This is a genomic window from Aliiroseovarius sp. S1339 (genome assembly GCF_023195695.1).
Lineage (GTDB): Bacteria > Pseudomonadota > Alphaproteobacteria > Rhodobacterales > Rhodobacteraceae > Aliiroseovarius.
On sequence record NZ_JALPQG010000008.1, the window covers coordinates 193657 to 206194 of the forward strand.

Annotated in this window: 11 protein-coding genes; 1 reads left to right on the top strand and 10 read right to left on the bottom strand. The window is 57.1% G+C overall.

The window, feature by feature from the left end:
* Positions 1-74: 74 nt before the first annotated feature.
* Positions 75-1769 (top strand): hypothetical protein, encoded by a 1695-nt coding sequence (locus tag MUY35_RS13640; RefSeq protein WP_248369498.1) that lies wholly within the window; start codon positions 75-77, stop codon positions 1767-1769.
* Positions 1770-1835: 66 nt separating this feature from the next.
* On the opposite strand, the gene MUY35_RS13645 is transcribed toward MUY35_RS13640, so the two are convergent.
* From MUY35_RS13645 to cpaB, 10 genes are all read right to left on the bottom strand, one after another.
* On the bottom strand, positions 1836-2336 hold the full coding sequence (locus MUY35_RS13645; RefSeq protein WP_248369500.1) for a prepilin peptidase: 501 nt from the start codon (positions 2334-2336) through the stop codon (positions 1836-1838).
* A 7-nt stretch (positions 2337-2343) separates the two neighbouring features.
* Positions 2344-3210: a tetratricopeptide repeat protein gene (locus MUY35_RS13650; RefSeq protein WP_248369502.1), complete on the bottom strand. Its 867-nt coding sequence runs from the start codon at positions 3208-3210 to the stop codon at positions 2344-2346.
* 32 nt (positions 3211-3242) lie between these two features.
* Positions 3243-3779, bottom strand: a complete 537-nt coding sequence (locus MUY35_RS13655; protein ID WP_248369551.1) for a tetratricopeptide repeat protein — start codon at positions 3777-3779, stop codon at positions 3243-3245.
* A 121-nt stretch (positions 3780-3900) separates the two neighbouring features.
* A complete protein-coding gene (locus MUY35_RS13660) occupies positions 3901-4875 on the bottom strand; it encodes a type II secretion system F family protein (RefSeq protein WP_248369504.1) in 975 nt (324 codons plus the stop codon).
* Positions 4876-4888: 13 nt separating this feature from the next.
* Complete coding sequence (locus tag MUY35_RS13665; protein WP_248369507.1) at positions 4889-5857, bottom strand: type II secretion system F family protein; 969 nt, start codon at positions 5855-5857, stop codon at positions 4889-4891.
* A gap of 2 nt (positions 5858-5859) precedes the next feature.
* The gene (locus MUY35_RS13670; RefSeq protein WP_248369510.1) at positions 5860-7335 is read right to left on the bottom strand and encodes a CpaF family protein; all 1476 of its coding nucleotides are present in this window, start codon (positions 7333-7335) and stop codon (positions 5860-5862) included.
* Between the two features lie 13 nt (positions 7336-7348).
* Positions 7349-8620 (bottom strand): AAA family ATPase, encoded by a 1272-nt coding sequence (locus MUY35_RS13675; protein WP_248369513.1) that lies wholly within the window; start codon positions 8618-8620, stop codon positions 7349-7351.
* Between the two features lie 415 nt (positions 8621-9035).
* Positions 9036-9713, bottom strand: a complete 678-nt coding sequence (locus tag MUY35_RS13680; protein WP_248369515.1) for an OmpA family protein — start codon at positions 9711-9713, stop codon at positions 9036-9038.
* Between the two features lies 1 nt (position 9714).
* Positions 9715-11130: a type II and III secretion system protein family protein gene (locus MUY35_RS13685; protein WP_248369518.1), complete on the bottom strand. Its 1416-nt coding sequence runs from the start codon at positions 11128-11130 to the stop codon at positions 9715-9717.
* Between the two features lie 216 nt (positions 11131-11346).
* Entirely contained in the window at positions 11347-12183 is an 837-nt protein-coding gene (gene cpaB, locus MUY35_RS13690; RefSeq protein ID WP_248369521.1) for a Flp pilus assembly protein CpaB, read from the bottom strand.
* Positions 12184-12538: the final 355 nt, after the last annotated feature.

The following is a 12538-nucleotide window of genomic DNA, read 5'->3' on the forward strand; positions in this document are numbered from 1 at the left end:
TTGACCAAACAATTACAAAGCTTTGCGAAGCGCCATATTGACGCTAATTTAGCTACAAAAGAATGAGGGCAGGTATGAGTGCGAATAAAGGCAAGTTTTTGGCAGCCTTCATGGTGGGCCTGTTAACCCTGTATGCCTTTGTGTTTTTCGCCAAGGGCGGATTGTTTATCAGCAAGCATGAAGGCGACACGCTGCACTTGCTTCAAATGCTGTTGCGCATGGGTCAAGGCGACTGGCCGCATTTGGATTTCGTCACGCCGATTGGGGTGCTGGCCTTCGCGCCGATCTCGGTGTTTCTTGAGGCTGGATTGGGTGTGGGGCATGCGATCCATGCCGGGCAACTGCTTGTTGCCATTGTGTTTTGCCCCCTTGCATGGTGGGTTGCGAAGACGCGGTATGAGGGCTGGTGGGCGTATCTTTTCGCGGCAACGATCCTGATCTTCGCGGTGGCGCTTGTGTATGGCGAGGGCGATGACAGTGTCTCAATCTCGATGCACTACAACCGTTGGGCTTGGGCGGCGGCCTTTCTTGCAATTACGGCGGCGACCCTGCCGGCGCGCGATCAGGCCTCGTCGCGCATGGATGGGTTTGTGATCGGCTTGGCCATGGCGGTGATGGCGATGATCAAGGTGACCTATTTCGCGGCGTTCTTCATTCCGGTGCTGGTGGCACTTTTCGCGCGCGGGGCTGGGCGCACGGCGCTGTGGGCCTTGGTGACGGGCATTCTAATGGCCGCGCTGGTGACGCTTTGGGTTGGTACGCCATTGATCTGGCTGGCCTATCTGCGCGATCTTCTGAATGTTGCAGCGTCAGATGTGCGTCCCCAGCCCGGCCGGGATTTTGGCTATGTCGTCAGCGCACCAGCTTATCTGGGCGGATCACTGATCGCGGTTCTATCGGTGATCTTTCTGCGCCAAGCGGGTCGGATGACGGAGGGCATGGTCCTGCTGTTGCTGTTGCCCGGCTTTTTCTATGTGACGTTCCAGAACTTTGGAAATGACCCGCAATGGCTGTGGTTGTTGGGGCTGTTGCTGGTCGCGCTGCGCCCTACGGGTCCCGTGTTTAACGGTTTTGGTTGGGATGTGCAGAAGGCGATTTCCCTTGCGGCGGTCGCAGCCTTCGCCTTTGCGATCCCCAGTTTTCTAAACCTTGCGGCCAGTCCGTTCCGCCATCTTGCCACAGACGTTGAAAAATATGTCCCGCTTATGCCGGGAAGCGGCGTGCATGAAGACTTGCAAACCTATGCGCCGCGCGCAGCACGGGTCGATGTGCGCCGCGCCTTTGATGGGCCGGACACGCTGTTCGCCGGCCTGTATGACGACGAGGCCCGCAAGGATACCAACGTCATCTTTCAGGGGCGCGACTTTGACTATTGCACGCTTGAACTTGGAATGGTGGTTTGGTTCCGCGCGGTGTCAGAAGACATTGCAAACTGGTCTGGCGGGGGTAAGGCGCTTTTCTCGGCCGATCTGCTGTCCAGCTATTGGCTCTATGCTGATCTGACGCCGCTGAAGGGCGGTGCGCCGTGGTATTATGGCGATCTGAGCGGGATCGAGAATGCGGATTATCTATTGGTGCCAAACTGTCCGCTGTCCGCGGACACCCGCAAGAAGATTTTAGACGAGGTGTCGGGGCAGGACTGGATCGACCAAGTGGTTGAGGCGCGTCGGACCCCCTACTACACGCTTTACAGTCTGCCGGGCGAGAAGCCGAAAAGGGTCGACCCACCGGCTGGGGACGACGAAAGTGACGAAGTCGATGCGTATTAGGCGAGAAAAGGAAAAACCTCTGCAAAATAGTGTTTTGCAGAGGCTATTTCTAGTTTTGGGCTTTTCTTATGCTCCGCCTAAAGCGGCCAATCCAAGATAGGTGATCAACGTCGCCCCAAGGCTAAGCCCCATTGGATAATCGCGCCGTTTCCAGCTTTCCCAATCAGGCGTGGCTGCGCGCACCCAACTGATTTTCTGCGCTATCCGGTGCAGGATGAACCCTGCAAGGATCATCACCGCAAGGATCATCAGGACAAGAACTGCGTCGGGCAGGGCGACAAGCGGTGCCATCGCGGCGGCAAATTTTGCATCCCCCGCGCCCAGCATCCGACCGATGTTCATCACGAACCCGATCACCAAAATGACCACCAGATGAACCCAGCGCCACAGGTATTCATCAAGCTCGAACGCAAAAAGACCAATCACGGCAAAGACAATGATCAGGGCCATGACCGCCTTGTTGGGGATCTTCATGCGCGACAGGTCGGACCAGACCGCCCACAAGGCAATTGGAACTGCAAAGGGCAGAAACAGCATCGCCGCCCAGCTTGTCATCGCCGTGCTCATGTTCAATTCACCCGTTTGAGACGTTGCTTTCCAGCGCTTCCAGCGCGCGGGTTGCGGCCTCAAAATGCTGGGGGTGCGTGTCGATGGCTTCCTGCAACAGACCTTTGCCGGTGGTCACATCGCCTTGCTTAATGGCGGACAGGGCCAACGTGTGCAAAAGCTGGGCGCGTTCGATCTGGGTCATTTGGATGACGGGCATATCGTATTTACGTTGTGCGCCACGTGCCAGAACAAGGTTGTTCTTCGCGGTGAACAGCTTGTTGTCATAGCCCAAAGCTTGCGAAAACATCTTCTCGGCACCTTCATAATCGGCCCGCGTCAGCTTGGAATAACCCCAGTTGTTCAGCACAGAACCTGGGTTGGTGGTTAGCCCAACAGCCGTTTCGTAAAAGCTGTCGGCTTTCTTCCATTCCTTGTTGCTGTCAGCGATCATCGCCTCTAACCGGTAGCGGCGATAAGTCTCGTGGGTGGGCGGCACCTTGTCCAGCACCACTTCCGCTTGATCCCAGTCGCCTGCACGGATCAACGCATCAGCCAGATTGACGCGATCCTCTGAAGTGCCCTGCGAACTTGCGACGACGGCTTTCCACACCGGCACAGCTTCGGCCGGGCGTTTGGCGCGGATCAGCGATTGCGCCAAACCCCGCTTCAGATCAATGCGACCCGGCTGAGATTCAGCCGTGCGTTTGAAATAGGAAACCGCCTCATTCGGGTCGCCCACTGTCAGCATGATGTCGTTAAGATTGCTTTCGTCGATTACGTTCACATCTGCGATGGCACGTTCGACCTCTTCACCGCCCGATTTCGGCTTGTTGCAAGCTGAGAGGGCAATCGCGCTGCCAAGGCAGAGCGTCAGAAAAATGGGATGGCGCATTTTTGCGTCCTTTTTACTGCTCGTGTCTTCGCTTAGATCTGCGACAGAAGCAGGTAGTCTCCCGCCCCCCGTCGCACCAGCGCGAATGTATCATTATGCGTCTGATCATAATCAGGGTTTTCCATTTTTGCGAGCGCCAAGCGCAAATTGTCGCGGATTTGGGCAGATTGGCCACGATCCAGGCCAAATGCGATCTGGAAGACACGCGCAGCCTCGCCTGTTTGGCCGGTTTCCATCAACACAACGCCCAGATTGTTCCACGCGGGAACGAAGGTGCCGTCTTTTTCTGTCGCCTGTCTCAGGATCCGTTCGGCTTGCCCCAACCGGCCCAGTTGTAAATTGGCCGAGCCGATGGCCGACAGGACGTCGACAGTAATGCCCTGCTCGCTTGCCGCCCGAAGATAGGCTTTCAACGCCAGCTCATGTTCACCTGCAGCGGTCAGCCTGTGGCCAACGGTCAGGCCATCAACCGAGTCCTCGCCACGTTTGACGGCGGTCGGCGCATAGGGGCTGTCATGTTTGGCAAACGGCCCGGTTCCCGGCGCGCAAGCCGACAATCCGCCAAGCACCAAGACGGCGGCGAGCGTGCAGCCAAAGGCGCGACGTTTGAATTGGGTGGAAAGGTCGGTGGTCGTGCGGGGCAGGCGGCGCGTGGTCAAATGGCTCTCCTTCGCGCGGCCCGGGCTTGCGTCAGAACCGGACCGACTTGAGGGTCAGATAAATATCATAGACCGATGGGCCGATCAGAATGATCAGAAGCGGTGGCACGGTCAGCAGCATAGTGGCAAGTGTCATCTTGGTCGGCAAGGTGTTTGCCTTCTCTTCTGCCCGCATCACCCGTTTATCTCGCATCTCGCCCGCATAAACGCGCAGGGCATCGGCAATCGAGGTGCCGAAAGTGGCCGACTGGATCATCACTGTCACAAAACTTGCAACATCCGGCACGCCGGACCGTTCAGACAGATCACGCAGCACTTGGATGCGATCCTTGCCCGCCTTCATCTCGTTTGACACGATCGCGAACTCGTCCGCCAGCGCAGGGTAGGAGGCGCGGATTTCCTTGGCCACCCGCAGGATGGATTGGTCCAGCGACTGGCCCGCCTCGACGCAAGTCAACATCATGTCAAGCGCGTCTGGAAAGCCGTTGGTGATTTCTTCCTTGCGGGTTTCGACCCGGCGGGTGACCCAGTATTTCGGCAACATGTATCCCGCCACACCCGGCACCAGAATCCACAGCATACGGGCCTGCGTCGTCATTTCCTGCCCATTTGCGGTTTTGAGGATGGTCAGAAACACCCCAAAGATCAGCAAGCCGATACCAAGCGCAAACTGCGCGAAGTGGAACGTGCGCACGGCGTTCTTACCGGGATAACCCGCTTGCAGCAGTTTTAGCTGTACGGCCGAGTATTCGTCGGCGTCCTGCGGCTCAAGAAACGCCGAGTATTTCTCAAGTTTGTTGGAGCCTGATGCGACGCGCAGATCAACTTTCTGTCCGGCCTGGTTTCCACTTTCGCGCGATTTACGCAGTTTCTCCAGCGGATCGACATTGCGCCGGAGCAGGATGGGCAGAGCGGCAACGATCAACACGATCCCAAGTGCGCCCACTGCCAAAAGGGGGCCAGCGGGACCAAGAAGGTCGGTCAGGATTGCGTTGATCTGTTCCATCATAAAACCTCTGTCAAACCTTGATGTTCACGAGCATCCGCATGACGAACATGTTGGTCACAAGGAAGCCGGCGACAATCAGGCAAGCGGGAATGAAATAGGGCGTGTCACGCACCTTGTCGTAATAGTTGGGCTGCAGCAGGTTGATCCCGACCAGCGCCAGAATGGGGAATCCCGACAGGAAGTTGCCGGACCATTTCGCCTCGGCGGTGATGGCACGAACGCGGCGAAACAGTTTAAAGCGCGACCGGATCACTTTCGCCAGACCGTCAAGGATCTCGGCCAAGTTACCACCCGAGGTTTGTTGGATGATCACCGCCACCGCAAGAAACCGCATGTCCTGATTGTCCAGACGTTCCGCCATCGTGGCAAGTGCTTCGCCCACGTCACGCCCATAGGCACTTTCATCAGCGATCAGGCCCATTTCTGTGCCCAGCGGGTCGGGCACTTCCTTGGCGACAATCTGTACGGCGGACGAAAACGGGTGGCCAACACGCAAGCTGCGGACCATCAGTTCAACCGCGTCGGGCAGTTGCTCTTCGATCATGGACGAGCGTTTTTTGGCCTTGTTGTTAACCCAGATATAGACCCCGCCGACGCCCATCACGACAGCGATCCCGGCACGCACGGGCAGCGACGCGGCGGTGGCAACGCCCAACCCGACAAAGGCGAAGACGGACAAAAGCACCATGATCAGCACAAGCTGGCCCGGCGTGAAGGCGATGGCCGCTTTCTGCGCCTTGGTGGCGAGCAGTGAATAGAACGGAATACCCTGTGCCTTGACGTGCTGGCCCATCTCCTTGCGAAGTTTTTCCAACACCTCTTCGCGCGCAGCCCCTTTTTCAAGCATGTCGAGGCGGCGATTGATGCGGTTGTTCAGGCTGATAGATTTGCCAAAAACGGTCAGATAGATGCCTTCGACCAGCAGCAACACGGCCAGAAAGATCAGACCATAAAGGATTGGTTCGATTGAAATGGTCATTGTCAGTCGCTCCAGGGTTCATAGATGGATGCGGGCAGGTCGTAGCCCCACTGGCGGAACCGGTCGGAATAGTGTGACCGCACGCCGGTCGCATTGAAGCGTCCGATGATCTTGCCATCGGGCGCAAGGCCCAGACGTTCATAGCGGAACACCTCTTGCATCGAGATGACGTCGCCTTCCATACCGGTGATTTCGGTGATCGAAACCATACGGCGCGACCCATCCTGAAGGCGGCTGGCCTGCACAATCAGGTTCACAGCCGACGCAATCTGGCTGCGCACCGCCTTGATCGGCATTTCGATCCCGGCCATGGCGATCATGTTCTCCAGACGTGACACAGCATCGCGCGCCGAGTTGGCGTGGATCGTCGTCATCGACCCGTCGTGGCCGGTGTTCATAGCCTGCAGCATGTCGATAACTTCTTCGCCGCGCGTCTCGCCGACGATGATGCGATCCGGACGCATCCGCAGGGCGTTTTTCAGACAATCCCGCTGGGACACGGCACCCTTGCCTTCAACATTGGCAGGTCGGCTTTCCATCCGCCCAACATGGGTCTGTTGCAATTGAAGTTCCGCCGTATCCTCGATCGTCAGAATGCGTTCTGAGTTGTCGATGAAGGACGACAGAGCATTCAGCGAGGTCGTTTTACCAGAACCGGTCCCGCCCGAAACGATGACATTTAGGCGTGTTGCCACAGCGGCCTGCAAAAAGGCGGCCATTTCTTCTGAAAACGCGCCAAAGCTGACCAACTCGTCAATGCCAAGCTTGTCTTTCTTGAATTTCCGGATCGACACCAGCGAGCCATCCACCGCAATTGGCGGCACCATCGCGTTGAAACGCGAGCCATCAGCCAGACGGGCGTCAACATGGGGGTTTGATTCGTCGACGCGACGACCCACAGCCGACACGATCTTGTCGATGATGCGCAGAAGGTGGCGTTCGTCTTTGAACCTGACATCGGTCAGTTGAAGCTTACCCGCACGTTCCACAAACACCTGCTGGGGACCGTTTACAAGAATATCGTTGACCGTGTCATCCTGCAAAAGAGGTTCAAGCGGGCCAAGCCCCCTGACTTCGTCATACAGTTCTTGGTTCAGCAGCAGACGTTCATCGCGGGTCAGAACCACGTCGCGCGTGCTCAGAAATTCCGATGTGATATCAGTGATTTCCGCACGAAGGTCCTTTTCGGCAGCGCTTTCCAGCGCGCCAAGGTTAAGGTTGTCCAACAGCTCTTTATGAAGCTCGGTTTTGATGTCACCCAGACGTTCCTTGCGCTTGCGTTCCTTGTCCGCCTGCGGCGCCGGCGCGTCTTGCTCGGACGCTTGACGCAGCGATACTGGCGCGCGTGCGGCAGCGGCCGTGTCTGACGTCGCTTCACGCGGGGCAGGGGCGGCAGTGTTTGCGCGCCCACCCTCAACTGCTTTCAGTTCGGGCGCTGCATTCGCCGATTTTGTTGGCTTCTTATAGCGGGAAAACATAGCGCCTCCGGGATCAGTTGGCTGTGGCTTCGGCCTGATTCAGGTCATGAACAGACTTCGCCAGTTTCTGGATTTCTTTACGCAGCGGGTTCTTCGCGGCGGCGCTGGACAGGGGCATGCCGTGATCGCAAGCTTGCGTCACCGGTTTGCCGCCGTCAGGCAGATGCAGCTCGATCGAGATATCAAGGCTTTCCGCCAGACGTTTTGCCCGCGATTTGCCCGACATATCGGTAAACTTCGGTGCGCGATTCAGCACATAACGCAGTTTCTCAACCGGCAGTTCTTCCGACTTCAACGCTTTGATCATCCGAAGCGCGTTTTGCGCCGAGCGCAGATCAAGTTCCAGCGTCGCGAAATACACATGCGCGGCGTGCAGAACGGTTTCCGTCCATTGTACAACTGTGTTCGGCATGTCGATGACGACGTAATCGAAATTACGGCGGGCCATTTCGACAATCCGTTCAATATCTTCCGCAGTCACAATGTCCAACGGCAACATGTCCGGCGGTGCGGTCAGAACGTGCAAGTCGTCGTCAAACGTCACCAGCGCTTGGGAAAAAATCTCGTGATCCATGACTTCGGTATCGGACAGCAGCTCATAAACTGCATCACGGCGCGGCAGATCCAGATAAGTGGCGACCGAGCCGAATTGAAGGCCGAAATCCAACAGGCAGACACGCGGCGGCGTCTTGGTTTCTTTCTTTTTCTTGGTCCGGTCCATCTGGCTGAGTTCCCAAGCCAGGTTCACCGCAAGGGTCGTCGCACCTGTGCCACCCGCCATCGGGTGCACCGCCAAAATAACAGCCTCGCGGTCGTCGTCAGCTTTCAGCGGGGTGGATTGTGCGTTTGCGTCCGGCAGGACAGGCGCTTCGGGTTCGGGCGCGCGCAGCCGTTCGATCGCGTCATGCAACGCACCTTCGGGCAGGGGGTAGGGGACAAATTCTTCTGCACCCATCTTCAGGAGTTGGTGCAGCGCAATCGGGCTGACCTCTTCCGCGATCACGATGACCTTAATACCTTTTTCGCCTGCGGCCCGGATAACGCCGGCCACTTTCGAAAGATCGGCTTCATCCTGATCGTCCATCGCAATCGCGACGAACTCCAGCGCGTCGGCGTCCGGTTGGACAAAGAAGGCAAGCGCGTCTTCTATCGACAAATCACCCCAAGCTTCACCAAGCTCGGCTTCCATATCCTCGATCAGCAGATCGAAGTTCTGAACATCCCGCGCGATCGTGCAAGCTACGATCGGTTCGGGGTCAGCGTGTAGCGCAACACTGCTACTCATCGTAAAAATCCCTCCAGTTAGAGCCCGCTCCCAGGCGTTCTGCCATCGGTCCTTTGCCCTTCAAGGCGTGCGCGAGTCGGATGTCGCACGCGGACTGCTCCCAATAGCTCAAAGAAATGCCAGTAAATCTGGGCAACATTGCGGCTGAAACGGCCAAATTATTCGTTCATTTGGGACGATCCCCGGTGAAACAGAGCGTCTGTTTCCTAAGAGGGAACGGCGAATATGTTCACCTTATGCGGGATTTCGCGTCCCAACCCCGCAAGGAAACCTCATGAAAACAATGAAGTCCAAGGGAAAGCTTGCCTGCGGTGTTTGTGCTTCTCTGCCGAGATTGCGGCGAAATTGTGGCGCGTCGGGGCCTGCTTCAACAAAAAAGGCGCGACCAGATCGCGCCTTTTTTATTTTGGGTCGATTAGGATCCCTCGCCGATCGATCCGGCCGTCCCAGCCGAGATGATCGGAAGCGGCACCGCGCTGCCAACATATTCGCGGTACACCACTTCGGCATATTTGCCGTCCATAACCGTCGGTTTGCGGCCACCCACAAAGCCGGTGACTTCTGTCACCGTGCGACGATTGCGCATTTCAGGTGCGCGCGTCACGATCAGGGGGCGAGATTCGCCATAGCTGACAACGGCTTCCAGTCGCGACCGGCTGATACCGCTGGCCACTAGGTAATTCACAACCACGTTGGCACGGCGCATCCCAAGGCGCTTGTTATAAGCGTTTGATCCGACCAGGTCAGTGTGACCATAGACCCGGAAGCGCAGTTCGGGGAACTGTGCGATCCAATGGGCCTGTTGGCTCAGGATTGCGCGCGCCGTGTTGTCCAGCGCGGCGCTGTTGAACGCGAAATTGACCGTGTCGGTCGATTCTTTGTTAAAGCGATTGGCCATACTTACGGCCGGGTTAATCTTGCCGGTTTGAACGCCGGCATTATAGGCCGTCGGCTGTCCAAGTCCGCCTTCGTTAAGTTGTGCGCCAGCTTCCAAGAACCACGATTTCGAGGCTACGTCCGCATTCGAGCACGCTGTCAAAAGAGCAATCACCGAGGTGGCTGCCAGCAATGGTTTGATACGTTCAATCGACATCTCAGTCCTCCATCACATAGCCGTAGGAACCCGAAAAGTCCTGTTGGGCCACTTCGCCAGCCGCCCCGGATTTGGGTCGGTTCGACGCTGACGTATTGCCGAACAGGAACAGTTCTTGTTCAGAGGGGGGGCGGATCCGATCGGTCGGCACCGCAAGGGCTTCGCCACGTGTCGGGGTGACAAGATGGGCTGTCACGATGATCACCAGTTCCGACTGCGCGCGTTGGTATTCGGTTGACCGGAACAGAGCGCCAAGCACCGGAATATCGCCCAACCAAGGGACCGAGGCGATATTGTCTTGGAAATCGTCTTCGATCAGGCCCGCAATTGCAAAGCTTTCACCATCCCGCATTTCGACCGTGGTCGATGTTTCGCGGCGACGGAATGCATTGATGCTGAACCCACCGTTGTTATAGCTGACAGATTCGTCCAAGCCAGAAACAGCAGCCTTGAGCTGCAGGTTGATCACATCATCCGACAGCACCGTGGGGGTGAACGTCAGTTCGACACCGAAGGGCTTGTAAGTCACCGCAATTTCGTTGTCGCCGTTCGAAACGGGCAGGGGGTATTCGCCACCCGCAAGGAACGAGGCTTCCTGGCCGGAAAGTGCCGTCAGGTTGGGCTCTGCTAACGTGCGCACGACGCCCTTGCTTTCAAGGGCTTCCAGCAGGATGCCGACTTGAAGGCTTCCGACACCGAACCCGAACTTCATGGCCCCGTTTGCACCGTCCACAAGCGTGGTTTGCGTCGTGTCCAGCAGAGATCCGCCTTGGCCGATGCCGCGGGCCGTTGCTGCCTGCAAGCTGTCGGGGTTCAGGCCGCCCGACAGGGCAAGTGAACTGGACAGAGATTTACGAACCGAACGCCCCATCTCGGCAAACCGCACTTTCAGCATCACTTGCTGGGTGCCGCCGACGGTCAGCAGGTTTGAAACCCGTTCGGGCGCATAGCGTTGCGCCAGATCCAATGCGCGATCAAGGCGCTGGATCGAGCTGACCATGCCTGACAGCACGATGCCGTCATTGGCGGTGCGCACCTCGATTTGTTCGCCGGGAAGGATTTGACGCAGGCGCTCTTTAAACTCTGCGATGTCGGGTGCGACATGCACGTCGACATTGGTGATGAGCTTGCCGTCTGCACCAAGAAGCGTCAGCGTTGTGCGACCCGGTGTCTTGCCCAGCACATAAATTGTCCGATCCGATAGGGTCGAAATATCTGCAATGCCGGGGTTGGCGATGGAAAGCTCGGCGAAGGGAACGTCGCTTTCGACGACCACCGCGCGGTTCATGGGAACTTTGAGTGCGCCCGATGGCGAGCCACTCATCACGCGCAGCGTTTCAGCGGATGATACCGCCGGTGCGCCGATCCCCAGCGTTAGACCCAATAGGGCCGCCTTGATAAAACGATCAACTGTCATGTGATCCTGCCTCTCTGACCACGCCTCGATAAGGTGGGTGTTACCCACTTGACTGCTCCGGGTCTTGTGCCCGGTTTTGGGTCATTCATGCCCAATTGCGTTGCAGCCTGCGTCAGAAATCGAAAAAATGCAATAATCAATACCTTGGTCGGTCTGCTTCATGTGGATAAGTAGCAACAGTCCAAGGCAGAGGACCTATTCCCAAGGGCGATACCGTCACTCGGGGCAGGCGATCTGGGTCTCGATGATCTCGCCACCGCGGCGTGTTCGGACGGTGCAGACCTCTTCGCGTGGTCCGACGATCTCGCCCATAATCTCGCCCTGACCAACCTCGACGTCAGAGGTGATCGACTTGTCTTGCGTGCCGACCAGCGCCAGGGACAGACGTCCGCTGGATTGCGCCTGTGCAAGGGCTGCAACCTGCCGGGGGGTCACTTCAACAGTGATTGTCCGCGCGATTGTTGGCCCTGTGCGGTCAGTGTCGGCAATCTGGTCAACCGCGATAATATGAACATTGGCGAGGATCAGTTTGGTAACGGCCTGCCCCTCTCCCAATTCATCGACGCCGCGGCCTGACCAATAAATGTCGATTCGGTCTTCAGGGCGCAGAAAGCCGGACACGCCCGAGTTGACATCAACACTGATTGCAAAAGCGCGCATCCCATCCGCAAGACGCGACGAGACGCCGGCATCCGCGCCGGGCCTGGTCACTTTGACTTGAAGCAGGGCTTCGTCCTTCTCCATCGCGCGCAGGACGGTGCGGAATTTCTTTTCGCCGTCCGGAAAAATATCTTCGATGGTTGAGAATGTGCCTTCGGGAATAGCATTTTCCGGCCATTTGACCGCCCGGATGTCTTCTGCCGTAAGTTGCTGGCCATAGCGCAATGCGCTGTTCACGACAAACACATCGACGGTCGGAACAATGTTTGCACGCGCTGCACGTTCTGCATCAAGCTGAGTTTGAAACGCACCGATATAGTCCTTGGCAAGATAGACCGCAAAGCCCGCCAGGCCGACGCCTATGATCAGAACCAGTCCGAAGAGCAAACGCATTTAAGTTCCTTTCCCACAACAAGATACCAACGGCATCACTCACCACCTACCTCGTCCATATGTCAATTCGAATTGAGGCAATTTGAAGCGTAAAGCATGAATTTAAGGTGAATTTCACAGGAAACAGCAACAATTTCCAGTAACATTCAAAAAGTTATTTATTAGCGCATACCGGCGCCAAGAAAAAACCGCGCCACAATGGCGCGGTTTTCCTAAATATAGACAATCAAATGATCGCTTAGTGGCTCATGATTTCCATTGCCGACAGCGACGATGAGATTTTGCCGGCCAGCGACGTGGTGCCGCCCGAGACCGAAGTCAGAACTGCGATGCCGAGGCCCACGATGGCTGCGGT